We start from the raw sequence: 26,338 nt of genomic DNA on the forward strand, positions 1-26,338 counted from the left end.
GACATCGGTGATCGGGAGCAGGGTGGCGCCGCTGGTGCGCCCGGTGCCGGTACCGGCTTCGAGGTCGTGCAGGGTGGTGGTGACGATGATGGTGACCGGCAGCCCGCGGTGGGTGCCCAGGTCGCCGGAGGCGAACAGGGCGCGCAGGGCGGCCAGCGTCGCGTCGTGCTGACGCTGGCAGGTGCTGCGCCGGTCGGCGCCGGCGACCTCGGGGTCGGGTTCACCGTCGATGACTGGGGCGTCGTCGGCGGGGTTGGCCATGCCGGGGGCGGCCAGTTTGGCCCATAGCGCTTCGATCGCGGCGCGTAGTTCGGGGGTGATCAGCCCGCTGATCGTGGACATGCCGTCCCGTTGCTGGGCACCTAGGGTGATCCCGCGCGATCGGGTGCGTTCTTCGTCGGTGAAGTCCCCGTCAGGGTGCAGGCAGTTCATCATCTGCTGGGCGTAGCCGGCGAGCTCATCGGGGCGCTGCCAGGCGGCTTTGTCGGCCAGGTCGGCTTCGGCGGCCTCGCGGGTCAACGCATCGACCGCCGCGGGCAGATGTTTGAAGAAGTCGCGGATCACCTTGACTTGGCCGTCGCCGATGCGCCCGGCGTGCTGGCCGGCTGCGGTCGCGCTCAGCACCGGCTCCAGGGGTTGTCCGGTCAGCGCGCGACGCGGGCCCAGATCCGCGGCCTCGGCGATGCGGCGGGCGGCGCAGGGTTTGGTGATGCCCAGCCGGGTGGCCAGCGCCTCACACAGCGTGCCCCCCAACTCGGTTTTGTCGGCCTGGGCGGCGAGCTGATTGATCAACGGGTGCTGCGGGACCCGCAACCGGCGCGCCACCCGTTCCAGACGCTCCAACGCGCGCAGCCGCTCCGGGGTGGTCAACACCTCAAACGACAACCCACACAACCGATCCAACCCAGCATCCAGGGCATCGAAGACCGCCACGATCTCATCGCGCGAACTCGTTGCCATACCGATGATTCTACGAACCACCACCGACAACCAGATGAGCGATAAACGATTGCGCCAGAACATAATTCGCTCAAGATAGACGGAACCGAACGGCACCGGAATGCGTCTAACACATTAGTAGCCGGGGCGCACCGCCACTTCGAGTCACAGATGTGACGGACGAGACCCGCCACGCGTCACCTAGCAGCGAAGCGGCACCGATCAGGAGCCGTCCTCCAACTCGGGCGGGTCAGGAGTCACGGCGCCGACGGCCCTGTTGAGCCACTGCGGTGCCACCACGGAGACCACGGTGGTTCCCGCGGTGGCGCCGATCACGCCCGTCCACGCCACCGGGCCCAGTGGTGTGCAGCCGAAGAACTGGCTGAGCACCGGTGTCTGGATGATGCCGACCAGCACGCCCGCGCTGCCGAGCGCAGTGGCCACCACCAGCGGGCTGTGGCTACGGGTCAGCAGCGTCTGCGCCAGCTGCGTCGTCACCAGGGCCGTCAAACCCATTGTGGACGTGCGCCTTTCGGTGCCGGGTGTCCAGCGTCCGATGGACCAGGCGGCCGTCGCACCGGCAGCGGTGATGACGCCGCGGTTGACGATCGCACGCATCAGCGGCTCGTCGAGTGACGGCGCGGGTTGGGTCAGCAGGTCGAGCTGGCGGGCCCGGCGCGCATCCTCCACTTCGTCGGCGCTCAGACCGTCTTCTTCTTCCGGGTCCTCGTACTGCGAGGTGACCGCGACCGCGAGGGCGGGGAACATGTCGGTGAGCAGGTTCACCAGCAGCAGCTGACGGGTGCCGACCGGGGCGCGGCCCTGGCCGAAGGCCGTGCCGAGGATGGTGAACAACACCTCACCGACGTTGCCGCCGACCAGGATCGTGACAGCGTCACGCACACCGGCCCACATGTTGCGGCCCTCGACCAGGGCGTCGACCAGCACCCCCAGGTCGTCGTCGGTGAGCACGATGTCGGCAGCACCGCGGGCCGCCGACGATCCGCGGCCACTGACACCGATCCCCACGTCGGCCATCCGGATGGCGGCGGCGTCGTTCGCGCCGTCGCCGACCATCGCGGTGACCCGCCCGCAACGTTGCAGAGCCGCCACGATCTGCACCTTCTGCTCCGGGCTGACCCGGGCGAATACCTGGACATCGGCGGCGAGCTTGGCGTGTCCCTCTTCGTCGTGGCTGGCGAATTCGGCACCGGTCACCACGCGCGCGTCGTCGGGCAGGCCCAACTGGCGGGCGATGGCCCGTGCGGTGATCGGGTGGTCGCCGGTGATGAGCACGACGTTGCGCCCGGCCTCCACCAGCGCCTCGATCAGCGGCCGGGACGATTCCCGCGCGGTGTCGGCCAAACCCACGTAACCGAGCAGTTCCAGGTCGTGCGCGGCGGCGTCGACGTCGTCGACGTCGGTGTCGTCTTCCCTGGTGCCGTGCTCCCAGGTACGTTGCGCCACGGCCAGCACCCGCAACCCCTGTTCGGCGAGGTGCTGCACGAGCGAATCGGCATGATCGGACTCAGCCTCGGGATCGTCGAAGCGGCAGCGCGGCAGGATGACCTCGGGCGCGCCCTTCACCATCAGCACGGGCGCGGCCGCCGTGTCGGCCTCCGCGCCGATCGATGCGGCATAGCCTCGGCTTGATTCGAATGGAACCTCGGCCAGGATCGTCCAGTCACCTTCGCCGTCAAGGGAATTCGCCGCCGTGAGGATCGCCTCGTCGGTGGCGTGCGCGTGTCCCTCGCCGTCGTGCGGCTGGGTGGATGCCCGCGCGGCGGCCCGCAGCACTGCAATCGACTGCGGTTCGGACGTTTTCGGGAACGGTCCCTGTGCCGAGGTGGCGGCCGGGACGGCCAGCACCACGCGCAACCGGTTCTCGGTGAGGGTGCCGGTCTTGTCGAAGCAGATGGTGTCGACCCGGCCCAGGGCTTCGATGGTGCGCGGCGAACGCACCAGCACTCCACGCGCAGTCAGTCGCTGGGCGGCGGCGAGCTGGGACAGTGTGGCCACCAGCGGCAGCCCCTCGGGAACTGCGGCGACCGCGATGGCCACACCGTCGGCCACCGCCTGACGCAGCGGGGCGCGCCGCAGCAGGGCCAGGCCGGTCACGGTCGCCCCGCCGGCCAGGGTCAGTGGCAGCACCTTGCTGGTCAGCTCGCGCAGCCGGGCCTGCACGCCCGCCGACGTCTCGACGTTGGCCACCGCGGAGATGGCGCGTTGTGCGGCGGTACCGACTCCGGTGGCGACGACGATGGCCCGGGCGCGCCCGGCGACGATCGTGCTTCCCTCGAACAGCATGCTGGCCCGGTCGGGGTCGTTGACGGCGACGGGATCCACCTGCTTGTCGACCGGCAGCGACTCGCCGGTCAGGAAGGATTCGTCGACCTCGAGGTCGTCGGCAACCAGGATCCGGGCGTCTGCCGGGACCACCTCGGGGGCGGTCAGGTCGATGACGTCGCCGGGGCGCAGCTTCTTGGCCGACACCGTGGCGGTCCGGGTGGCGTTGCGGGCGGCCTCCAACCGGCGCCGCGTCGTTGCTACCGCAGGCACCACCACCCGACGCACCAGTTGGTCCTGCTCGGCGAACAACTCCGCGGCCGCGGCCTCGGCACGCAGTCGCTGCACTCCGCCGGTGACCGCGTTGACCGCCATCACGCCGGCGACCAGCAGTGCGTCGACGTTGCTGCCGACGATCGCTGAAGCCGCCGCGCCCACCGCCAGGATCGGCGTCAGCGGGTCGGACAATTCGTGCCGGGTGGCCACCGCCAGCCGCCCCAGCGTCTGAACCGGACCCCGCAGCGGCGCCACGACCGGCTCGTAGGACAGGTCGTCGAGCCGACGGCGCCAAGTCGGGGTGTCGGACGCCACTGCCAACGGGCGCGATCCGCCGGCCAGCCGCGAGTACACGATCTCCGGGTCCAGCGCGTGCCAGGCGGTCAGCGGTTGCGGTGTGGGATCCGGCAGGCGCAGCACCCGGGCGGCTGAGAAAGATCCGGAGAGCAGGGCCGTCGCCGCGGCGGTGTTGACCGGGTTCAGGAAGCGCCGGAAGGACACCGGGCTTGTGGACCGGCCGTCCTCACCGGTGACCAGCAACAGGCCGGCAAGCGTGGTGCCGCCCTGGGACAGATGCACCGCGGATTCGCTGGCGGCGCGGGCCACCGGCAGCGCGGACAGGATGCGCACCGCGGCGGCCAGATCGGTGCCGGTGATGATGTCGGCGGCCCACGGCGTGGCAGCACGGGGATCGTCGAGGGCGACCCCGATATCGGCGATGGCCAGTGCGGCCAACGTGTCGGTCGAGGCGAAGTCGCGGTGCAGCGCGGTGATCAGCAGCACGGGTCCGCGGTCCCCGCGCAGGTCGCGCACCAACTTCAAGAGCGGAGTCCCGGGCGGATGCGTCGAACCGACGCTGGCGGACAGATCTTCGGTGCCCGCCACGTGCCGCAACACCACCCGCGCCCCGGTGCGGTTCGCGGTCTGCAGCAACGGGATTGCGAAGGGGTCGACTTCCCAACCGACGTCGACGTGGCCCACCCGCCGGCCGTCGCAGACCAGGTCGGCGTGTTCCAGACCCTGCGCCGGTGTCGCCGACGAAGAACCTTCCGGCCGAATCCATTTCAGCCGCGCACCCCCGGCAGGCAGTTCGTCGGGATCGGGTTCGGGTGGCTCCTCCTCGTGCAGCAGCGCGTCGGCCACCTCGTAGACGCGGTCGTCGTCCCAGCCGGGTTCCTCACCCCAGGCGCTCAGCACCGCGCGGTGATCGCCGCGCAGTGCGGCGCCGTCGATCACCACCACCTGTATGCGGTCCAGGCGACGCAGCGCCCCCGGGTCGAGTACCAGCAGTCCCGCATTCGCCAGACCGCGCCCGAGAGTGGTCGCGAACGATTCCCGGCCGATGTGCGCGGCTTTCGGCACCCCGGCCAGGATCGCCTCGGCGGCCTCGGCTGCACCGCCACCGGCGAACAGCGCACCCGCGGCGGCGATCACCGAACCGCTGGCCGCCTGGTCTGAGTAGTTCTCAACCGGGCCTTTCATCGCGCCCTTGCCGATGTCGATCGCCGCGTCGATGGCACCGTCGACCACGACGTGGGAGGCCTCGCCGGCGGCGGCCGCCGCCCAGTTGTGCCGGGGCATCTGCGACTCGGCCCCCGCGGAGTTCAGCACCGGAACCACCGGCGCCTGCGGCCGGGCGGGTGAGGCGAGTTCGCGTTCCCGCTCCCGCCAGCGCTGCCGATGGGCCGTCGCCTCCACGAGCTGCAATGTGCGCTGGGTGAGATTCAGCATGGGTGTGCTGGGGGAACCGCTCAACCCGTAGGCCAATGCGGTGGAACCGCTCAGCGCGATGTCGGTGCCGACGCGACCGAGGCGCGACTCCAGGACGGCGACCACCCGCGGCTGGTAATTCAGCAGGGCCGCGGCGGCCTTGGCGCTGCTCGGTGCCATGGGCAGCCGGGTGAGCCAACCGGTCACCGCCGCACCCACCGCCACGGCGTCCATCGCCGCAGCGGTCAGCGGCACCAGGATCGCCAGCGGGTTGGCCGGGTCGGCGAACGGTGCCGCCTGGGACGCGGAGGAGGTGCCCGAGGCGGTGAGGTCGGTAGCGACGGCCGCGGCCGTTTCGCGGATCTCGTCCAGCACCGCGTCCTCGTCGGCGTCCTCGGCGATTTCGACGACCAGCCGGCCCAGCGCCCCTTCGACGTGTGCCTGGGCTACTCCGTCGATGCGGCGGACCGGCTCCTCCATCACCGCCGCGTATTCATGCCAGCAGGGAAACGGCAACAGCGGGTCGAGGTCCAGGTGCACCCGGCGCCCGCTGTGCCAGCGCACCGGCGGGGTGACCGCCTCGGGGGCGCCGTCCTTGGCGCCGCCCAGGCCGATCGCGCGCCCGGTGCTGTGCGCCACCGATTGCACCACCGGGCCTACCAGCTCGGTGACGGGACTGGTCAACGTCTGCACCGCGCCGGCCGCACCGGCAGCTCCCTGGACGCCGGCCCGGACGACCTGCGTGGCGCCTCCGGTGAGAGTGCCGACGATGTCGGCCACGCCCGGAATTTTCATCCATCACCCTTCGAATACGTCTATCCCGCGCCAATCCTTCCGGCGCCTTCAGCACCTGTCCACACGGTCCGCGGATTGCCCCTGGACTACCGCGTGGGCGGCAACCCAAACAACGAGAACAGCGACGGATCGAGAAAGACGGCCATCGCGGCGATGCCCGGGACGCCGCCCCGGTTGAGGCAGGTAAGAACCTGGATGGAATGGGCCGCCACCATGTTATCGGTGTTTGGCCGGTACCCGGCGACGGCCGGTTGAATCGGCGAGTGTGCGGACCACGACGCGACACGCCGGCGCGTCGTCGTGAACCGCACGCTCGGCGCGGCCGCGAGCTCCTACAAGTGCCGGTGATTCGCCCGGCCGACGTGATAGCCGGTGGGGAACGACTTCTCGATCACCTGGAGGTGGTGGTCCACCCGGGATTCCAGCTCGAGGACCACACAGCCGTCGCCGACGGCCTTGGATTCCAGCACGATGTACCGCTGACCGTTGTCGGTGATCGGATCGCCTGAGTGCAAATCTTCGACGGCCACCAACTCGGGGGTTCCGTGTGACTCCACCTCTGTCACAGTAGGTGAACCAGGCAGGCGAGGGAATAGTCCCGGTGGCGGGGGTGCGGCGCCGGGCAGCGGACGCCCGGCAAGAATGGCGCCATGACTACTTCGCAGCCGCCGGCCGATGCGCCGACCTGCTATCGGCATCCCGAACGCCAGACATACGTCCGCTGCACCCGCTGCGAACAGCCGATCTGTGGGGACTGCATGCGCAGTGCCGCGGTCGGTCACCAGTGTGAGCAGTGCGTGCAGGCGGGCGCGGCCACCGTACGGCAGCCGCGGACCCGCTTCGGCGGGCGGGAGGGCTCGGACCGGCCGGTGGTCACCTACGCGCTGATCGTGATCAACGTGCTGGCGTTCGTTGCGGAGTATGCCTCGGTCGCGGTGCAACGGCAGTTCACCCTGTGGCCGCCGGCGGTGGCGGCGTACAGCGAGTACTACCGCCTGGTGACCTCGGCGTTCCTGCACTACGGCCCCGCTCACCTGGGGTTGAACATGTTGGCGCTGTATTTCGTCGGGCCACCGCTGGAGATGTGGCTGGGCCGGTTGCGGTTCGTCGCGCTCTACGCCCTGAGTGGACTGGGTGGTTCGGTGCTGGTGTACCTGCTCGCACCGCTGAACACGGCCACGGCGGGCGCATCCGGCGCGATCTACGGGCTGTTCGCGGCGATGTTCGTCCTGGCCAAGCGGCTCACCCTCGACGTGCGTGGGGTGGTGGCGGTCATCCTCATCAACCTGGCGTTCACGTTCGTGGTGCCGGCGATCAGTTCGCAGGCGATCAGCTGGCAGGGGCATGTGGGTGGGTTGGTGGCCGGCGGCGCGATCGCGGCGGCCTACATGTATGCACCACGGCAACGACGTGACCTGGTCCAGGCCGCCGCGACCGTGGCAGCGCTGTGCCTGTTCGGGGCGTTGATCTGGTGGCGCACGGCCGATTTGCTCAACCAACTCACCTGACGCCGGGGCGGCGGTTCCCGTGCGGGGTAGGTTGCCCGGTATGACCTGGTGGACCGCGCAGGCCGAGCGGACGCTGAGCGAACAGGTGCCCGCCCCGCCCGGCGAGGTGCGCGACTACTACGTCGACCTGGGCAACATCAAACTGGTGCACCCGCTGATCGTCTCGGTGGAATTGCTCGATCGCAGTGACACCCCGGACGGCTACCGGGTCGGCTACCGGGTGGTGGACCGCATCGCGCTGGGGCCGATCACGATGAAGGTCCGCTACCGGGCGCGGCTGCATGTTCCCGTCGACGGCGACGTACACACCGAGGCCGACCAGTCCCCGGGCGTGCGGCTGCGGGGCACGGTGAGTTTCGCGCCGATCGAGGGCGGCACGCTGGTCACCGAGCGGATCAGGTTCGCCGCGCCGCGACCGCTGGCCGGGTTCACCGTCCGCGCGGCGGCCGAGGCGCACACCAAGATGCTGTCCGGCATCCGGCGTCATTTTGAATCAGGCTGAGCCGCTTTCCATTCCGACGTCAGCGCGAACTCGGACAGGTACTTGGTGGAACTCCATCCGCCGTCGACGACGATCGTCTGTCCGTTGATGAAGGCACCACCCGGCGAGCACAGAAACGCGACCGTACTGGCGACGTCGTCGACACTGCCCAATCGCTGATGCGGTGTCATCTCGGTGTTGATGCGCCGGAAACGTTCGTCCTGCAGGCGATGTTCGGTCATCGGCGTCTGTATCACCCCGGGAGCCACCGCATTACAGCGAATGCCCTGTGCCCCGTACTGGCAGGCGATGTGGGTGGTCATCGCCGTCAGACCGCCCTTGGCTGCCGAATAGGCACCACCGCGCATGCCGCCCACGACCGCGAATGTGGAGGTGATGTTGATGATCGCCGAACCGGCCTGCAGGTGCGGCAGCACCTCGCGCACCAATCGGAACGGCGCGCGCAACATCAGCCGCAGAAAATGGTCCAACGATTCATCGTCGGTTTCGTGTAGCGGTTTGGGGCTGCCCACTCCGGCCGCGTTGACCAGGAAATCGACACGGCCCCAGTGGTCCAGCGCAGCAGCGACAACCTGCCGGGGCGCGTCGTCGTCGACGAGGTCGACAGCGAGGGTCGCCACCCGTGCGGGATCGCCGATCGCGCGACTGAGCTCAGCGAGCCGGCCCTCGTCGCGACCGGTAGCCAACACCGCCACCCCCGCGTCGGCAAGCTTTGTCGCACAACCGAATCCGATGCCGCCGGTCGCCCCCGTCACAATCGCTACCTGCATGTCACCGATCTTCCGCCATCAGTTCCGCCCGGATCCGATGCTTGAGGATCTTCCCCGCATCGTTTTTCGGCAGACCCGCCCAGATAACCACTTGCTCGGGTGCCTTGAAGCGCGCAACGCCCGCGGCTTCGAGGAACCTGCGCAAGTCGTGCACGTCGGGGCCGGGACCGGCGGCGACGACGACCGCGCACGCCCGCTCGCCGGTGCGGTGGTCGGGCAGCCCGACCACGGCGATCTCGGCTATCCCCGGATGGTTGGTCAGCACGTCCTCGACCTCCTTGGGGGAGATGTTCTCGCCGTTGCGGATGATCATGTCCTTGGCCCGGCCGGTGACCACCAGGTATCCATCGCCGACCCAGCGCGCCAGGTCCCCGGTGCGGAAATAGCCGTCGGCGTCGAAGGATCCGTCCTCGTCCTCGGGGTGCAGGTAGCCGACCAGCATCTGTGGGCCGCGCACCCGGATCTCGTCGTCGATCAGCCGCACTTCTGCGACCCCGACCCGGCCGTCGGTATCCGCGGCACGATCGCGGTCCCGCGGCGCTCCGATCGTGGTCACCGGCACTTCGGTCGAACCGTACACCCGGGTCACCACGGCTGCTTCGAAATACGCTGTCGCGCTGCGGATCAGTGACGGTGACACCGAAGCGCCACCACAGATGAACAACTTCAGATCGGGCAGGCGGGTGTGGGCGCGCTGTGCGGCCGCCAGCAGCTGCTCCAGAAACGGTGTGGCGCCCGCCATGTGCGTGCAACGCTGGGCCCGCATGATCCGCACCGCGCTCTCGGCATGCCAGCGGTCCATCAGCACTGCGGTGGTGCCGAGCAGCAGCGGTGCTTCGAAGGCGTAGATGGATCCGCCGATGTGGGCGATCGGCGAGGCGACCAGAAACACGTCCCCTGGCGAGACGAACCAGTGCTCGCGAATCTGTCGGATCAGCGCGTGAATCGAGTTATGGCTGTGCAGAACGCCTTTGGGGCGACCGGTGGTTCCCGAGGTGTAGAGGATCATCCGGACCGCATCGGCATCCAGTGTCGGCAACGGCTCGGGCGTTCGCGGCGTGGTGAGCAGTGACCGGAACGGGATCTCGTCGGGTCCGCCGTCACCGCGCACCACGACGACATCCGGCGCTGACTCCAGCTGGGCGGTGACCCGACGCAACATCGGGACATAGTCGTAGCCGCCGAAATCAGGCGGGATGAACACCACTCGGCTGTCCGCGTCCTCCAGGATGAAGCGCAGCTCCCGATCGCGCAGCGACGGCAGAATCGGGTTGGCCACCATGCCCGCCAACGTGGCGCCCAGGTAGATCACCGCGGCTTCATGCCAGTTGGGCAGCTGGAACGACACCACACTGCCCGGCGGGATCCGCGCGTGCAGCGCGTGGGCCAATGCCGTGGCCTGCCGATGCAGCTCGGCGCAGGACAGTCGGTAGTCGCCGTCGACCAGCGCGATCCGCTCCGGAGTGTCCCGAGCGGCGTCCTCGAGGGCATCTGCCAATGTGGCACGGCCCCAATAACCTTGGGCGTAGGCCTGCGCGGCTCGGTCATCGTCCCAGCGCAGTAGGCGGCCGCCGATCAGCTTCCTACCCACGCACTCGTCGCATCGTCATCGAATGGCGGAAGCGGGACGCCGGGTGGGTATTGATCGTGACCTGGGCGACCTGGCCGTCGGAGGCACGGTAGGTGCGTTGCACCTGCAGCGCCGGCGTGCCGGGCTCCACATCGAGGCCGTCGGCCACTTCCGGGGCCAGCAGGACGGCGATGATTTCCTGTTGCACCTCAACGATGCTCAACCCGAACAGGTCCTCGATCAAGGGAAAGATCGGTCCCTCGTGGCGCTGCAGCAGTCTGCCGACGGCCGCGAACGCGCGGTTGATGTAGTACTCGGTGCGGCACAACGCGGTCTCGGAGTCGTCGGAGCGACGAAAGCCACGAACGGTCAGCCACTGCTCACCCACGGCCAGCCCGCTGCGTGCGGCCGATTCTCCGTCGATGGTGACCATCGCGACCGATTCGATCGCAAACCTGGTGCCGGTGGCGAACGCCAGCAGGTCGTTGATCGACATGACATGCTGGACATACGAATCCGACGACGGTCGCGGCACCACCAGAGTTCCGGTGCGTGGCCGCGACGACACCAGGTTGTCGTCGCGCAGTCGTCGCAACGCCTCCCGGATTGTGTACCGGCTGACCGCAAACCGCTCGCACAGCTCGTGCTCGGTGGGCAGCTGCGATCCCACCGGGTAGATGCCGTCCACGATCTCCTTGCGCAACGTGCGGGCCACCTGCAGGTACCGGTGGTCGACGACTTTTGCTTCCGAAGGTGGTGAGGACATTGCCGGTGGCCCTTCAGGATTCCTGACGTAGGGCCAGCAGACTGCCGTCGCCGTCGGCCGAGATGTACAGCGTGCCGTCGGGGCCGGCGGCGATACCCGCGAACGGTCCCTGAGGACCGGAGAACGGCGGCATGCCGCGCAGCGGTTTGGGTGTGATGCCCGGCGGGGCGCCGAGCGGCAGATCCGCAGCGAGGGTGGTCCGGACACCGGTGTCCAGGTCGAAGGCGACGACTTCCTTTGCGCCGGTGTCTACTACGTAGAGTTGCCGGCCCAGCACCAGCAGCCCCTGCGGCCGCTGCAGACCGTCGAACACCAACCCGCCGTCGAGGCTGCGGACCCGGCCGGTCTCCGACACCAGGCAGCTGCCGTCGCGGTCGATCGCGACGCCGACCGGATCGATCAGACCGGAGGCCAGGACCTGAACCTGGTTGCCGCGGAGTCCCAGCACCCGACCGGTGCCGAGTTCAGCGACGAACACGGTCCCGTCCGATGCCGCCGCCACACCGTAGAGCTGATCGAAACCTGCCGCCAGCACTTCGCTTTCGTTGTCCGCGGGCCGGTAGCGGGTGACTTCTCCGTTGGAGGTGGTGACGACGAACTCGCCGGGACCGGTCGAGTCCAGTCCGCGCAGGAATCCCGGATAGCCGGGGCTGAACAACATTCCGACGGTCCGCAGCGTGCCGTCGTCAAGAAGCGTGTAGAAGAAGGTGCCGTCGGCAATGTAAAGCTGCCCGTCGGGTCCGACCGTCAGGTCCAACGGCCAGTTCAACCCGCCCTTGAGCACCGTCTGCGAGTCACCGTTGCGACCGATTTCGGTGATCTCGCCGGTGAAGCTGGAGACGAACAACCGGTTGCCGACGAAGGTGCAGTTGTCCAGACCCGGGTTCAGGCTGGCCAGTACGGTCTTTTCACCGGTGCGCGGATTGATGCGCAGCACCTGGCCGCTGTGCACCTGGGTCGACACGATGTAGCCGTCGGCGTCGAACTTCACCGAGTCGGGGACACCGAGGTCACCGGCAACCCGTTCGGCTGCACCGCCTTCGGGGTCGATGCGCCAGATCTCGTTGGCGGTCATGACGGGGAAGTAGAGCATTCCGTCCGGCCCCACCTCCATCGCGTTGGGCATCGGAATGTTCTCCAGCAGCACCCGCGGCGCCCCGCCGTTGAGGTCGAGTTCGAGCAGCCGCCCGCCGGTGCGGCACTCGTTGATGAACAACCTGCCCCGGTGCACCGTGATGCCGTTGGCCGACGGCAGGTCGTCCCGTAGCACCCGGGTGCGGCCGGCGGCGTCGCGCATGCTGACCCGGCCGTCCATCACTTCGGTGGCGTAGAGGTTGCCTTCGGGGCCGAACGCGACGTCGTCGGGTGCGATGATGTCGCCGCCCTTGGCGCTGACCGTGTCTACCAGGCCGGTCTCGATGTCGAGCGCGCTGATCTGGCTGCCCGTCACCTGGGCGATGTAGATCCGGCCGTCCGGTCCGGTGCGGATGCCGTTGGCCCCGAACAGACGGCTGGGATCGGTGAGCCGAATCAGTGTCCACCCTTCGGCCAAAGTGGGCGAGTACGGGACGGGGTACCGGCCAAGTTGGCCAGTTGGGTGCGACGATCCGGTTCCGGCTATCACCGCTCGGACGATAGCAATCGTGCCGTGGTCCAGACAATAGTTCGTCGATATTCCGCGGCCGGCCTTGACGTGCACGCTACGTAGAGAGAATCATGCTCTCCAATGGGTGCACATCATTATCTTGTCCGGACAATTCGGTGAGCACGGATCTGCTCGGTCTCGCCGGACGCGTCGTCGTGGTCGCCGGCGCTGCCGGTGGCGGCATCGGCACCACTGTGACGCGCGTGGTCGCCGAGGCCGGCGCGACGGTGATCGGCGTCAGTCGCGGCCAGGACAATCTGGACCGGCACCTGGGTCCGCTGGTAGCCGAAGGGTTGCCGGTGGTACCGGTGGCCGCCGACGTGTCCACCGATGACGGCGTGGCGGCCACGATCGAAGCGGCGCGGCAGGCCGACGGAGAACTGCATGGTCTGGTCAACGTGGCCGGTGGTGCGGACCCGTCGACGTGGATGCCTGCGACGCGGGTGACGCGCAGCGACTGGCGGGAATTGTTCACCCGCAATCTGGAGACGATGTTCTTCATGAGCCAGGCCGTGGCCGCGGAGCTCAAGAGCAACCGGCGCGCCGGATCGATCGTGTCCATCTCGTCGATCAGCGGGCTGAACACCGCGCCGTTCCATATCGCCTACGGCACCGCCAAAGCCGCGATCGTCGCAGTGACCCGGACCATGGCCGCCGAACTGGCCTGTGACGACGACGGGGGCGCGGCGATCCGGGTCAATGCGGTCGCGCCCGGGGTCACCGAGACACCGGCGTCGCGCACCTACACCGACGACGATCCCGAACGGGACCGACGTGCCATCGCGATGGGCCGGCGCGGGCGCCCGGCGGAAATCGCCGGTGCGATCCTGTTCCTGCTGTCCGATCTGTCGAGTTACATCACCGGACAGACGTTGCTGGTCGACGGCGGTCTGAACCTCAAGTGGGGACACCTGGGTGCCGACAACACCTCGCTGTTCCTCAAGGACGAGTCGTTCCGCGCTGCGATCAAGCGTTGAGGAGAAGGGGAAGCGATGAATGACGATCTGACCGCACCGGTCACGATCGGGGTCGAGGCCTACATCTCTGCGGACTACGCCCGCGCCGAACGGGACAAGCTGTGGCGCAAGGTCTGGCAGCAGGTCGGGCGCGTCGAAGATCTGCCCAAGGTGGGTAGCTTCCTGACCTACGACATCCTGGACGACTCGATCCTGGTGGTGCGCACCGGACCCGACACCTTCAAGGCCCACCACAACGTGTGTGTGCACCGCGGCCGTCGGCTGGTGGACACCCCCGCCGGCGCGAAAAGTGCTTGCGGCCACAAGAAGTCGTTCGTCTGCGGATTTCACGGATGGACCTATGACCAGGACGGCAACTGCACCCACATCCCCGAACGGGCGGACTGGCAGGGGGCGCTGACCCCGGAGAACACCCATCTGGGCAGGGTCAACGTCGACACCTGGGGCGGCTGGATCTGGATCAACATGGACCCGGCGGCCGAGCCGCTGCGCGACTACCTAGAACCGGCAGCGACCATGCTCGATCCGTTCAATCTGGCCGACATGCGCTGCAAGTGGCGCAAATGGCTGCATTTCCAATGTAATTGGAAGGTCGCGATGGAGGCTTTCAACGAGACCTACCATGTCGCCACCACGCACCCGCAGTTCAACAAGTTCGGCAACTTCCGCGGCTGGGCCGCCGCGCACGGCAGGCACAGCAACATCGGCTACGACGCACCGGCGGATCTCGGTGAGACCAAGTCGAAGATCCGGTTGGGCACCGGGGCGGACCCGCGGGTCTCGACGGCCGAAATGCAGCTCTACACACTGGAAGAGACCAACGCCACCACCACTCAGACACTGGTGAACGCGGCGTTGCGGTTGGTCGACGAGCTGCCCGACGACGCGCCCGCCGACAGAGTGCTCAGTCACTGGCTGACCTCGGCACGCCGCGACGACGCCGACCGCGGCGTGGTCTGGCCGACCATCGATCCCGAACACCTGGCCAACAGCGGCACCGCCTGGCAGATATTCCCCAACTTCCAGATCGGGCAGGGTCTGACCACGGCGTTGTGCTACAGCGCGCGCCCGCACGGCTACAACCCCGACGAGTGCATCTTCGAAGCGTCCTGCTACGAGCTGTATCCGAAAGGCGAAGAGCCGCACACCGAGTGGGTGTATGCGCCGCCGGACGACCCGAATTGGCGCAGCGTCCTGCCGCAGGACTTCTCCAATATGGCCGCGGTGCAGCAAGGAATGAAGTCCCTGGGCTTCCGCGGCCCCAAGCCCAACCCCTACATGGAACGCAGTACCGCCAACCTGCACCGCAACCTCGCCGAGTACCTGGGCCGGGGCGCGCCGCAGGCCCTTGCAACAGAGACGGAGATTCAACGATGAAGGTCAACCTTGGCTTCGGAGCACACAATTCGCACGACTGGGAGCGAGTGCTGGCCGAGGACTTCAGCCAGCCGCCCGCAACCCCGGACTGGGAATGTGTGCAGAGCACACTGGCGATCGCCGATCTGGCCGAGCCGCTCGGGTTCGACGGCATCTGGATGCCCGAGCACTGCGGCACGCCCTATGGCATGACACCCAACCCGATTCAGGCGTTGAGCTATTTCGCCGGTCGCACCGAACGGGTCGCTCTGGGCACCTTTGTGGCGGTGGCGCCGTGGTGGCACCCCATTCGGTTGGCGCACCAGATCGCCTACCTCGACATCATCTCCAACGGCCGGTACACCACGATCGGGATCGGCCGTGGTGTGTCGAAGGGCGAGTTCGACGCCGTCGGGGTGCCCAGGGAGGAGAGCCGCCAGCGGTTCAACGAGACGCTGGACATCCTGGAGCTGGCGTTCTCCGGGGAGCGGTTCTCCTACGACGGAGAGATCTTCAAGGTGCCCGAGATGTCGTTGCGGCCCGAGCCGCGGAGTCGGGACCTGTTCTCCCGCATCTATTCCTCGTCGTCCACCGCGGAGTCGCTGGAGATCCTTTCCCGGCGCGGCATGGTGCCGCTGTTCGTCGGCAACAAACCGATCGAGGATGCCGGCCGGGAAGTGCAGAAGGTCAACACCTTCCGGCAGGAGGAGGGTCTGCCACCGTGTCAGCCGAAGAACGTGATGTTCATGTACTGCACGGCCGATCCCGATGGTGCGGCCAAGTCCGAGGAGTGGATCTACACGGCCAACCGCGACGTCACCGTGCACTACGGGTTCGCCGACGCCTCGAACTTCAAAGGCGTCAAGGGCTATGAGGCTTATGCGGCCCGGGAAGCGACCGCGACCGCGGTGCTGGCGTCCTCGGTGACACACGACTCGAAGGGTGCGCCCAAGACGCCGGGCTATCACGCCTCCAACCTGCTGATCGGGACTCCCGAGGAAATCTTCAACCGGATCAAAGCGGCCCAGGAAGCGTGCTCGTTCTGTGAACTGACGATCGTGCCGCAGTTCGGCACCATGCCCTACGACGAGGCGACGGTCAGCACGGAGCTGTTCGCCAAGGAGGTACTGCCGGCGGTGCAGGAGATGGCGGCACCGTTGCACCCGGCCGCGCTACCGGAGAACGCGCTGGCATGACCGGAGTCTCCGACTGCCCGCCGACGTCGGCGCCCATCGACATCGACCTGGACGGTTTGCGCGAAAAGTACCGCCAGGAACGCGAAAAGCGGCTGCGTCCGGAGGGTTCCAAGCAGTACATCGAACTCGTCGACGACTTCGCCGGATACTACGAGATCGACCCGCACTCGCCGGACCTGGTGCGCGATCCGATCTCGGCGGATATCGACGTGGCCGTGCTCGGCGGCGGCTTCGGCGGGCTGCTGTGCGCTGCGCACCTGAAGAAGGCGGGCGTCGAGGACGTGCGCATCATCGAACTGGGTGGCGACTTCGGCGGAGTGTGGTACTGGAACCGCTACCCCGGGCTGCAATGTGACAACGAATCATATTGCTACATACCGCAATTAGAGGAACTCGACTATATCCCGAGCAAGAAGTTCGCCGACGGTACCGAAATCTACGAGCATTGCCGCCGGATCGGGAAGCACTACGGGCTCTACGACGCCGCGCTGTTCTCCACCCAGGTGCGGGCGCTGCGCTGGGACGAGGAGATCAAGCGCTGGCGGGTCAGCACCAACCGCGACGACGACATCCGGGCGCGGTTCGTGGTCGTCGCGTCGGGTCCCTTCCACCGTCCCAAGCTGCCGGGCATCCCGGGCCTGAAAGACTTTCAGGGACATAGCTTTCACTCATCGCGTTGGGACTACAGCTACACCGGCGGCGACGCCACCGGTGGACTCGACGGATTGAGCGACAAGCGTGTCGCGGTGGTGGGCACCGGCGCCACCGCGATCCAGATCGTGCCGTTTCTGGGCCGCTACGCCAAGCACCTGTACGTGTTCCAGCGCACCCCGTCCTCGGTCGGTGTGCGCAACAACACCCCGACCGATCCGGAATGGGTGAAATCGCTGCAACCCGGATGGCAGAAAGAGCGGCAGCGCAACTTTCACGCCTGGACGTTCGAAGGCATGGCGCCCGGCCAGCCAGATCTGGTGTGCGACTTCTGGACCGAGCTCGGCCGCAACACCGCGGCCAGGGTGATGGCGCTCGAGGATCCCGCAGCGATGACCCCGGAACAGTTCATGGCCATCCGGGAGGAGGAAGATTACAAGGTCATGGAGCGGCTGCGCCGGCGCATCGAAGACATCGTCGACGATCCCGAGACCGCCGAGGCGCTCAAACCGTACTACAACTTCCTGTGCAAGCGGCCGTGCACCAACGACGACTATCTCCCGACGTTCAACCGGCCTAACGTCACGCTGGTCGACGTGTCGTCGTCCAAGGGCGTGGAGCGCGCCACCGCAAACGGGTTGGTGGCCAACGGTGTCGAGTATGAGGTCGACTGCATCATCTACGCCAGCGGGTTCGAGATCACGACCGAGATCAGCCGCCGGTACTCACTGGAGGCGATCGAAGGCCGCGACGGCCTGTCGCTGTTCGACTACTGGCGCGACGGCTATAAGACGCTGCACGGCATGACCAGCCGCGGCTTCCCCAACCAGTTCTTCACCGGATTCACCCAGGTCGGCATTTCGGCGAACATCGCAGCCAATTACGAACTGCAGGGTGAGCACATCGCCTACATCATCGCCGAAGCGCTGGCCCGTGGCGCGACCACGGTCGAGCCCAGCCAACAGGCGCAGGACGACTGGTGCACCACGATCCGCGAGACGGCGATCGACAACAGCGCGTTCGACCAGGCCTGCACGCCAGGCTATTACAACAACGAAGGTGGCGGCACCGAGGGCATCCGGTCGCATCTGGGTGAGCCGTACGGTCCGGGCTTCTATGCTTTCGGTGACCTACTCGCCGAGTGGCGCGCCGGCGGCAAGCTGGACGGGCTGATCCTGGAACCGTGATGGCTGAACTCAGATTCGACGATCGGGTGGCGGTGATCACCGGTGCCGGCCGGGGCCTGGGACGCGCATACGCGCTGATGCTGGCCGCCCGCGGGGCCAGCATCGTGGTCAACGACACCGGCGGCGCGCTGACCGGTGGTGGCGGCGTGGACGCCGGCCCGGCACAGCAGGTTGTCGACGAGATCAACGCGGCCGGCGGTGCGGCCGTCGCCTGCACCGAATCGGTGACCACCGCCGCGGGTGGGCAGGCCATCGTCGGGGCCGCACTCGACCAGTACGGGCGGCTGGACATCCTGATTCACAATGCCGGTACGGTGCGGCGCGGTTCGCTGAAGGAGATGAGCTACGAGGACTTCGACGCCGTCCTCGACGTGCATCTGCGGGGCGCTTTTCACGTGGTGCGTCCCGCCTTCCCGGTGATGTGCGGCGCCGGTTACGGCCGCATCGTGCTGACCTCCTCGATCGGCGGGCTGTACGGTAACCACGGTGTCGCCAACTATGCGGCCGCGAAGGCCGGCGTGATCGGACTGTCCAACGTCGTCGCACTCGAAGGCGCGGCGGAAGGGGTGCTGTGCAACGTCGTCGTCCCGTCAGCGGTGACGAGAATGGCTGACGGCCTTGATATTTCGCAATACCCCCCGATGGGGACCGAGCTGGTGGCACCGGTGGTGGGGTTGCTGGCGCACGAATCCTGCCCGGTGAACGGCGAGATGCTGATCGCGATCGCCGGCCGGATCGCCCGCGCGGTGATCGCCGAAAGCCCGGGCGTGCAACGCTTGTCATGGACCGTCGAGGATGTCGCCGAACAGCTCTACGCCATCCGGAACCTCGCGGCGCCACTGGAATTCCCGGTGGTCCCCGACGGGCACGCCCAGCACATCCGGTACAGCTTCGACTCTGCGGCCTGGGCAATGCGGGAGCGCGCGCACCATGTCTGAGGCTGGTACCGGCCCGCTGGCCGGCGTCCGCGTCGTCGACCTCACCGCGATGGTGATGGGGCCGTACTGCACGCAGATCATGGCCGACATGGGTGCTGACGTGATCAAGATCGAACCCCCGCGGGGTGACGACACCCGCTACGTATCGGTGGGCCCGGCGCCCGGCATGAGCGGCGTCTTCGTCAACGTCAACCGCGGCAAGCGCGGCGTTGCCATCGATGTGAAGTCAGACGCCGGCCAGCGCGCCCTGCGGGCGCTGATCGAACGCGCCGACGTGTTCATCCATTCGATGCGGGCCAAGGCGATCGCCCGCCTCGGGCTGAGCTATGTCGAGGTCGCGGCCGTCAACCCGGCCATCGTGTACACCAACTGCTACGGCTACTCGCGGCGCGGGCCGAATCGCGACCTGCCGGCGTACGACGACACCATCCAGGCCGCGTGCGGGTTGCCGTCGGTGCAACAGCAACTGACCGGCGAGGCCAACTTCGTCGGGACGATCCTGGCCGACAAGGTCGCCGGCCTCACCGCGCTGTACGCGACGACGATGGCGCTCTTCCACCGCGAGCGCACCGGTGAGGGGCAAGAGGTCGAAGTCGGCATGTTCGAGGCGATGGCGTCGTTCATGTTGGTCGAACACGTCAACGGCGCGATGTTCGACCCGCCGTTGAGTCCCGCGGTCTACCCGCGCGCGGTGGCGCCCAACCGACGGCCGTACCGCACCAGCGACGGCCACATCGCCGCCCTGATCTACAACGACAAACACTGGGCCGCATTCGTCGACGCGGTGCGACCGGCCTGGGCCAGCGATCGGTACACGACGTTGGCGGGGCGGGCGAGTCAGATCGACACCGTCTACGGGTTGCTGGCCCAGACGTTCGCCGAGCGCACCACGCAGGAGTGGCTGGATCTGCTGCGCGAACTGGAGATACCCGCATCCCCGCTGTCCAGTCCGGCGGAGTTGCTGGACGATCCGCAACTCGACGCGGTCGGCTTCTTCGAGACCGTCGACACGCCCCACGGACCGGTGCGCTTTCCCGGAGTGCCCACGTGGTTCTCCCGGACGCCGGGTCGCGTCGCCGGTCCTGCCCCGGAGCTGGGCGCGCACACTGAGGCGGTGCTGGCAGAACTGGGCCTGATGCCGGTGGACTCCGAACCCCCCGGTTAGTCGAAGAGCGGACTGTCGGTGGTGTAGGCCCGGTAGAAGTACGTCAGATTGTCCGGGCTGCCGTAATCGACCCGCTTGAAGGCTTTGCTGATCGGGTTGGCGTGGGTGTGGGTGCCGGGGTGGTACACGGTCAGCGAGCCCAGATGCTGCGCGAGCTCGGCCGGTGTGTCCACCCATACGTAGCCGGCGTTGCGCACCATGACCTCGCCGAGGTAGCAGCCGAGCACAAAGATGGGTTCGGCCATCAGGTCGGACCCGGGCCCGCGGAAGCCGTCCAGGATCGCGTCCACGTCGTGCAACGAGGCCGGGCTGAAGTCGAGTTCGACTGCGGACAGCGTCTGGGCTGCCGCGACGGCACGACCGGCGATTTCGGCCGCCGTGGCGGGACTCGGCACCGCCGGCAGCAGTAGCGCGCGACCAGTCCATGCGGGTCCGGCCGCGACCGCGGCGGCGTCGCCCGAGATGACTTCCACCGCAGCGCCTTCCTCGCCCGGACTGGTCTTGCGACGCCGGGTGAACCAGCCCATGTGGATGCCTTCTGCCGTGCCGACCGGGTGCGCGGTTGCGCGTCGTCCAGGGTACGGAAGTTGCTGTGGCCCTTCCACAGAACATCGAGCGGGCTCCGTGACCGTGGCGTGTCCTGCCGGGCTTGCGAGGCCCGCGCCTCTAGGATTTCTTGGATCAACTTCGAGGGGTAGCGACGTATCGGCAGCAAGGACGGCGCCGGACGACCACACGGTCAGGGCGCGCTGAAGACAAGGACTGAGCCGGGCGGGATACCAGCCGCACCGGCCGATTCCGCATTCCGGCGGCGCTGGGTGGCCCCGGTCCGACGCGTCGGCCGGTCGGCGGGATGGGATCGGCAAGAGCGGCACAGCGGTGTTCCGGCGCTGGACGGACTGCGGGCGATAGCGGTGGCGCTGGTCCTGATCGGACATGGTGGCATCCCGGGAGTCAGCGGCGGATTCATCGGCGTCGACATCTTCTTCGTGCTCAGCGGCTTCCTGATCACCTCGCTGTTGCTCGACGAACTCGGCCGTAGCGGCCGGATCGACCTGCGCGGCTTCTGGATTCGGCGTGCGCGCCGACTGCTGCCGGCGTTGCTGTTGATGGTGCTGACCGTCAGCGTGGCCCGGGAACTGCTGCCCTACCAGTCACTCAACGGCCTGCGCGGGGACGCGATCGCCGCGTTCTGCTGGTTGGCCAACTGGCGGTTCGTAGCCCAGAAGACCGATTACTTCACCCAGGGCGCACCACCCTCGCCGCTGCAACACACCTGGTCGCTGGGGGTGGAAGAGCAGTACTACATCGTCTGGCCGGTGCTGCTGATCGCGGTGACGCTGCTGCTGGCCGCCCGCGCCCGGCGCTACTTCGGCAAGACCACGGTGGGGCACGTCCGGTTCAGCGCCTTCGTGATCGCCACCCTGGGCGTGGTCGCCTCCGCCGCGGCCGCCATCGTCTGCACCAGCGACGGCAATCGCGACCGGATCTACTTCGGCACCGACACCCGCGCGCAGGCGTTGCTGATCGGTGCCGCGGCATCGGCACTGCTGGTCCGGGATTGGCCGGCGCTGAACCGCGGCTGGTGTCTGATCCGCAGCCGCTGGGGACGACGGGCCGCCCGGGCGCTGCCACTTGTCGGGTTGGGCACGCTGGCGGCGGTCACGCATTACGCGACGGGAAGCGCCGGTGAGTTCCGCCACGGCCTGCTGATCGTGGTGGCCGTCGCGGCGGTGCTGGTGGTGGCACCGGTGGCGATGGAGCAGCGCGGCGCCGTTGCCCGCGTACTCGCGTGGCGTCCGCTGGTGTGGCTGGGCATGATCTCCTACGGCGTCTACCTGTGGCACTGGCCGATCTTCCTGGTGCTCAACGGTGAACGCACCGGGTGGTCGGGCGGTGGCCTGTTCGCGGCCCGCTGCGCGGTCACGCTGGCGGTGGCGGGCGTGTCGTACTGGGCGATCGAGCAACCCATCCGGCGCTGGCGCCCGGAACGGGTGCCGCTGCTGCCGCTGGCCGCGGCCACCGTTGCCAGTGCCGCCGCGGCGACCATCCTGGTGGTCCCGGTCGGAGCGGGGCTGCGGGAGGTCGGGCTGCCGCCCGGCGTGTCGGCGGTCGCGGCGGTGTCGCCGTCGCCACCGGGCGCCGCTCAGCCCACCGCCGCCCCCGGCCCGCGCGATCCCAATCAGCCGTTCACCGTTTCGGTGTTCGGCGATTCGATCGGCTGGACGATGATGCACTTCCTGCCGCCGACACCCGGTTTCCGGTTCATCGACCACACCGTCATCGGCTGCAGCCTGGTGCGCGGCACGCCGTACCGGTACATCGGTCAGACGCTGGAGCAGCGTTCCGAATGCGATTCGTGGCCCGGTCGTTGGGCGACCCAGATCAGCCAGGATCGGCCGGACGTCGCGCTGCTGGTGATCGGGCGGTGGGAGACGGTCGACCGGGTCAACGAAGGAAAGTGGACGCATATCGGCGACCCGACGTTCGACGCGTACCTCAACTCAGAACTGCACCGGGCGCTCAACATCGTCGGCTCCACCGGTGTTCGGGTGATGGTGGCGACGGTGCCGTACAGCCGGGGCGGGGAGAAGCCGGACGGCCGACTGTATCCCGAAGACCAACCGGACCGGGTCAACCAGTGGAACACCATGTTGCGCAACGCTATCGGTGAGCATCCGCATGTCGGCATCGTCGACCTGAACAAAAAGCTCTGTCCGGACGGCGTTTACACCGCGAAGGTCGACGGCATCAAGGTACGCAGCGACGGTGTGCACCTGACTCCGGAAGGGGTCAAATGGCTGCTGCCCTGGCTGGAGGAGTCGGTCCGCTAGTTCGACCAGCAGCTCAGCTCCATGCTGTCGCTCTCCCTGGCCGGGAAGTTGAAGCTCACGTAACCGTTGCCGGGGTCGCGCACAAAGTCGAGGTAGGGCTGCATATCCGACGCGCTGGCATTGTCGGCGATCACCAGCGCGCCCGACGACAGCGACGGTTGCAGCAGATTGATCACCGGCAGGTAGAGGTCTTTCCAGCCGTCCAGCAGGACGAAATCGACCGGCCCGTCCAGTTCCGTCAGGGTGGCGAGCGCATCGCCTTCCAGGATCGTGATCACGTCCTGCAACCCGACGTCGGCGAACGTCTGCTTCGCCGCGGCGATCTTGGTGTCACTGAGCTCGGTGGTCACAACCCGGCCGGCACCGTTGTCGCGCACCGCGGCAGCCAGATGGATCGCCGAAATGCCGAAGGACATCCCGAATTCCACCACCGTCGCCGGACGGCTCGCCCGCACCAGCGAGTAGAGCAGGCGGCCGGCGTCGGGCGTCACCGGAATGTAGAACTCGCTCATCGCTTCGGTGCGTTCCTGCACCGTCATCGGGCCGTCGAACTGACCGCGCCGGTCGCGCAGTTGCGACATCTGCGCGCCGGCAGCGGCATACATCCGGTCGAGCACCGAGGCGACCCGGGGATCTTGCAAAGTATTGGCCATACACCCGACTGTATGCCCCCGGAATCAGCCCGCCGGCGGTCCTGAGCGTCAGGCCACGACGTCGATCGGGTCGCCGATGCTGACCATGTTGAAGTACCAGGCGGCGTTGTCCGGGCTCAGGTTGATGCAGCCGTGGCTGACGTTGGCGTAGCCCTGCGAACCCACCGACCACGGCGCGGAGTGCACGTACACGCCGCTGCCGGTGACGCGCACCGCGTACGAGGCGGTGATCAGGTACCCGTCCGAGGAGTTGAGCGGGATGCCGATGGTGCGGGAGTCCATCACAACGGTGCGTTCCTTGGACATCGCGTTGAAGTTGCCGATCGGGGTCGGACGACTGGGCTTGCCCATCGACGCCGGCATGGTGCGCAGCACCTCGCCGTTGCGGCTGACGGTGAAGGTGTGCGCGGAGATGCTGGCCACGCCGCGCAGCTCGTCACCGGTGTCAAAGCCTTCGTTGAGGGCCTGGACGCCGACGGAGACGTGGGTGTGGCCCGGCCAGTACCGGTCCGGCACCCATTGCACGACATTGCCGTCGAGCCACTGGAAGTGACCGGTCATATTGCTCGGAGAACTGACGCGGATGGACCGTTCGGCGGCGCGGTGATCCCGCACCGGCGCAGTGAAGGTCACCACCACCGGCGTGGCGATGCCCACCACGGCTCCCCCGGCGGGGAATATCGAGGCCACCCCGGGCAGCGGGTGGGGGACCGGGACGGCGCCGGTCGCGGGACTGCCCGATCCGGCCGCGGCCATCGTGGTGATCGCGACCAGGACGAAAAGATAACGAACCGCTCGACGCATGGTCTCGACCCTTCGGGATGGTGCGGTGGACACAACCACACAGTCTAGTGGCTATCCCCCGGAAGGGGTCATAGCAAACATGGCCAGCGTAGCCGGGGCTCGGCTTTCCGGTGTCGTCAGATCTTGCTGCTGCGGTTGAGGGCGGCCAGGTGCCCGCTTTCCACTCCGGCGCCGGGATCGAGCACGCAGTCGATCAGGGCGGGACCGTACGACGCCAGTGCCTCGGTCAGCGCGGTCTCCAGCTCAGCCGGCGTCCGCACGTGGTATCCCTTGCCGCCGAACGCTTCTGCGAGCAGGTCGTGCCGTGCGTCGATGTTCAGCACGGTGGGCGCCGGGTCGGATGCGGCCGCAGTGATCTCGTCGCCGCGGTACACACCGCCGTTGTTGAGGACGACGACGGTGACGGGAAGCCGGTAACGACAGACGGTTTCGATCTCCATGCCGCTGAACCCGAACGCACTGTCACCCTCGATGGCGACGACGGGGCGCCCGGTCTCCACGGCCGCCGCGATGGAGTAGCCCATCCCGATGCCCATCACACCCCACGTTCCGGTGTCCAGCCGGTGCCGCGGCAACTCCATGTCGATGACGTTGCGGGTCAGGTCCAGCGCGTTGGCGCCTTCGTTGACCACGTAGGTGTCCGGGTTACGTTGCAGGACAGTGCGAATGGCACCGAGCGCATTGTAAAACCGCATCGGGTACGGATTTTCGCTGAGCTGCTGGCGCATCTTGGCGTCGTTACGGGCTTTGCGTTCGCCGAGCTCATCCGGCCACGCCGCCGCAACCTCCACCGGGTGGGTGGCCAGCCCGTCCAGCAACGCCGACATCACCGAACCGATGTCCCCGGTCAGCGGCGCGGTGATGGGCTGGTTGCTGTCGAACTCGCTGGGCGCGATGTCGATCTGGATGAATTCGGCGTCCGGGGACCATTGTGGTGATTCCCCGTGTCCGAGTAGCCAATTCAGTCGCGCGCCGACCAGCAGCACGACGTCGGCGCGCTTGATCGCCAGCGAACGCGCGGCGGCGACCGACTGCGGGTGTACGTCCGGCAGCAAGCCTTTGGCCATCGACATCGGCAGGTAGGGGATCCCGGTGGTCTCGATGAATTCCCGAATCACGTTGTCGGCCTGCGCGTATGCGGCGCCCTTGCCGAGAACGATCAACGGTCGCCGTGCCCGGGCCAGTACGGTCAACGCCCGGTCCACCGCGTCGGGTGCCGGCAGTTGCCGCGGGTCCGGGTCGACGATGCGCCAGATCGAGTTGGCGGCGTCGGCAGCCGGCATCGTCTGCGCCAGCACCTCGCCCGGAATGTCCAGATAGACCCCGCCGGGCCGCCCGGAGATCGCGGTCCGGACCGCCCGCGCGACACCGCGCCCGATGTCTTCGACCCGGCCGATCCGGTAGGCCGCCTTGGCGAAGGGCCGCGCCGCGTTGAGCTGGTCGATGTCCTGATAGTCACCGCGTTGCAGGTCCACCACCGCGCGGTCGCTGGACCCGGAGATCTGGATCATCGGGAAGCAGTTGGTGGTGGCGTTCGCCAGCGCGGGTAGGCCGTTGAGAAAGCCGGGCCCCGAGGTCGTCAGGCACACCCCGGGCCGGCGGTTCAGGAAACCCGCCGCGGCGGCGGCGTTGCCGGCCGAGGCCTCGTGCCGGAAGCCGATGTAGCGGATCCCGGCGGCCTGCGCGGTGCGGGCCAGATCGGTGATCGGAATCCCGACCAGGCCGTAGACGGTGCTGATGTCGTTGGCTTGCAGCGCGTCCACCACCAGGTGGAAGCCGTTGGTCAGCGCGGCGGTCATGGGTCGCCCCT

Annotated in this window: 20 protein-coding genes; 9 read left to right on the top strand and 11 right to left on the bottom strand. The window is 67.9% G+C overall.

Annotated elements, in window-relative coordinates; all coding sequences use genetic code 11:
* The 3 genes from AC5Y3Z_RS25110 to AC5Y3Z_RS25120 all read right to left on the bottom strand — a co-directional run.
* A partial coding sequence (locus AC5Y3Z_RS25110; RefSeq protein ID WP_500001879.1) for a 13E12 repeat family protein occupies window positions 1–960 on the bottom strand: 960 nt, incomplete at its 3' end.
* Window positions 961–1,161: 201 nt separating this feature from the next.
* A complete protein-coding gene (locus AC5Y3Z_RS25115; RefSeq protein WP_473138829.1) occupies window positions 1,162–6,006 on the bottom strand; it encodes a cation-translocating P-type ATPase in 4,845 nt (1,614 codons plus the stop codon).
* A gap of 332 nt (window positions 6,007–6,338) precedes the next feature.
* A complete protein-coding gene (locus tag AC5Y3Z_RS25120) occupies window positions 6,339–6,563 on the bottom strand; it encodes a hypothetical protein (protein WP_463827865.1) in 225 nt (74 codons plus the stop codon).
* Between the two features lie 93 nt (window positions 6,564–6,656).
* On the opposite strand from AC5Y3Z_RS25120, the gene AC5Y3Z_RS25125 reads away from it, so the two are divergent.
* Complete coding sequence (locus AC5Y3Z_RS25125) at window positions 6,657–7,514, top strand: rhomboid family intramembrane serine protease (RefSeq protein WP_473138830.1); 858 nt, start codon at window positions 6,657–6,659, stop codon at window positions 7,512–7,514.
* Between the two features lie 40 nt (window positions 7,515–7,554).
* On the top strand, window positions 7,555–8,016 hold the full coding sequence (locus AC5Y3Z_RS25130) for an SRPBCC family protein (protein ID WP_473138831.1): 462 nt from the start codon (window positions 7,555–7,557) through the stop codon (window positions 8,014–8,016).
* On the opposite strand, the gene AC5Y3Z_RS25135 is transcribed toward AC5Y3Z_RS25130, so the two are convergent.
* Genes AC5Y3Z_RS25135 through AC5Y3Z_RS25150 form a run of 4 tightly spaced genes read right to left on the bottom strand, consistent with a single transcriptional unit; the run spans window position 7,998 to window position 12,758 of the window.
* Window positions 7,998–8,786: an SDR family NAD(P)-dependent oxidoreductase gene (locus AC5Y3Z_RS25135; protein ID WP_473138832.1), complete on the bottom strand. Its 789-nt coding sequence runs from the start codon at window positions 8,784–8,786 to the stop codon at window positions 7,998–8,000. The two genes, AC5Y3Z_RS25130 and AC5Y3Z_RS25135, sit on opposite strands and share 19 nt — an antisense overlap.
* A 1-nt stretch (window position 8,787) precedes the next feature.
* Window positions 8,788–10,347 carry an AMP-binding protein gene (locus AC5Y3Z_RS25140; protein WP_473138941.1) on the bottom strand — a complete coding sequence of 520 codons (1,560 nt, stop codon included), beginning with the start codon at window positions 10,345–10,347 and terminating at the stop codon, window positions 8,788–8,790.
* A 22-nt stretch (window positions 10,348–10,369) separates the two neighbouring features.
* Window positions 10,370–11,122, bottom strand: coding sequence for a GntR family transcriptional regulator (locus tag AC5Y3Z_RS25145; protein ID WP_473138833.1), 753 nt, complete (start codon window positions 11,120–11,122; stop codon window positions 10,370–10,372).
* 13 nt (window positions 11,123–11,135) lie between these two features.
* Entirely contained in the window at window positions 11,136–12,758 is a 1,623-nt protein-coding gene (locus AC5Y3Z_RS25150) for an SMP-30/gluconolactonase/LRE family protein (RefSeq protein WP_473138942.1), read from the bottom strand.
* Window positions 12,759–12,883: 125 nt separating this feature from the next.
* Here AC5Y3Z_RS25150 and AC5Y3Z_RS25155 point away from each other — a divergent pair, with 125 nt between their 5' ends.
* From AC5Y3Z_RS25155 to AC5Y3Z_RS25180, 6 genes are read left to right on the top strand one after another with little or no spacing between them, the layout of a single operon-like run.
* Window positions 12,884–13,744, top strand: a complete 861-nt coding sequence (locus AC5Y3Z_RS25155) for an SDR family NAD(P)-dependent oxidoreductase (protein WP_473138834.1) — start codon at window positions 12,884–12,886, stop codon at window positions 13,742–13,744.
* 15 nt (window positions 13,745–13,759) lie between these two features.
* Window positions 13,760–15,121, top strand: a complete 1,362-nt coding sequence (locus tag AC5Y3Z_RS25160; RefSeq protein ID WP_463827871.1) for an aromatic ring-hydroxylating oxygenase subunit alpha — start codon at window positions 13,760–13,762, stop codon at window positions 15,119–15,121.
* Window positions 15,118–16,296, top strand: a complete 1,179-nt coding sequence (locus AC5Y3Z_RS25165; RefSeq protein WP_473138835.1) for an LLM class flavin-dependent oxidoreductase — start codon at window positions 15,118–15,120, stop codon at window positions 16,294–16,296. The genes AC5Y3Z_RS25160 and AC5Y3Z_RS25165 overlap by 4 nt, the downstream gene beginning before the upstream one ends.
* On the top strand, window positions 16,293–18,134 hold the full coding sequence (locus AC5Y3Z_RS25170) for a flavin-containing monooxygenase (protein ID WP_473138836.1): 1,842 nt from the start codon (window positions 16,293–16,295) through the stop codon (window positions 18,132–18,134). Before AC5Y3Z_RS25165 ends, AC5Y3Z_RS25170 begins: the two co-directional genes overlap by 4 nt.
* Complete coding sequence (locus AC5Y3Z_RS25175; protein WP_473138837.1) at window positions 18,134–19,072, top strand: SDR family NAD(P)-dependent oxidoreductase; 939 nt, start codon at window positions 18,134–18,136, stop codon at window positions 19,070–19,072. The genes AC5Y3Z_RS25170 and AC5Y3Z_RS25175 overlap by 1 nt, the downstream gene beginning before the upstream one ends.
* A complete protein-coding gene (locus AC5Y3Z_RS25180; RefSeq protein ID WP_473138838.1) occupies window positions 19,065–20,237 on the top strand; it encodes a CaiB/BaiF CoA transferase family protein in 1,173 nt (390 codons plus the stop codon). Before AC5Y3Z_RS25175 ends, AC5Y3Z_RS25180 begins: the two co-directional genes overlap by 8 nt.
* Here the strand turns inward: AC5Y3Z_RS25180 and AC5Y3Z_RS25185 are convergent.
* On the bottom strand, window positions 20,234–20,764 hold the full coding sequence (locus AC5Y3Z_RS25185; RefSeq protein ID WP_473138839.1) for a hypothetical protein: 531 nt from the start codon (window positions 20,762–20,764) through the stop codon (window positions 20,234–20,236). The genes AC5Y3Z_RS25180 and AC5Y3Z_RS25185 overlap by 4 nt on opposite strands.
* Window positions 20,765–21,013: 249 nt before the next feature.
* Between AC5Y3Z_RS25185 and AC5Y3Z_RS25190 the strand changes: the two genes are divergently transcribed.
* Window positions 21,014–23,071 (top strand): acyltransferase family protein, encoded by a 2,058-nt coding sequence (locus AC5Y3Z_RS25190; protein WP_463828020.1) that lies wholly within the window; start codon window positions 21,014–21,016, stop codon window positions 23,069–23,071.
* Here AC5Y3Z_RS25190 and AC5Y3Z_RS25195 read toward each other — a convergent pair.
* The 3 genes from AC5Y3Z_RS25195 to oxc form a co-directional block, all read right to left on the bottom strand.
* Complete coding sequence (locus tag AC5Y3Z_RS25195) at window positions 23,068–23,724, bottom strand: O-methyltransferase (protein WP_473138840.1); 657 nt, start codon at window positions 23,722–23,724, stop codon at window positions 23,068–23,070. The two genes, AC5Y3Z_RS25190 and AC5Y3Z_RS25195, sit on opposite strands and share 4 nt — an antisense overlap.
* Window positions 23,725–23,772: 48 nt before the next feature.
* The gene (locus AC5Y3Z_RS25200; RefSeq protein ID WP_463827878.1) at window positions 23,773–24,528 is read right to left on the bottom strand and encodes a L,D-transpeptidase; all 756 of its coding nucleotides are present in this window, start codon (window positions 24,526–24,528) and stop codon (window positions 23,773–23,775) included.
* Between the two features lie 116 nt (window positions 24,529–24,644).
* Window positions 24,645–26,327, bottom strand: a complete 1,683-nt coding sequence (oxc, locus tag AC5Y3Z_RS25205) for an oxalyl-CoA decarboxylase (RefSeq protein ID WP_473138841.1) — start codon at window positions 26,325–26,327, stop codon at window positions 24,645–24,647.
* Between the last annotated feature and the right edge of the window lie 11 nt (window positions 26,328–26,338).

Source organism: Mycobacterium sp. NGS61, assembly GCF_059812325.1.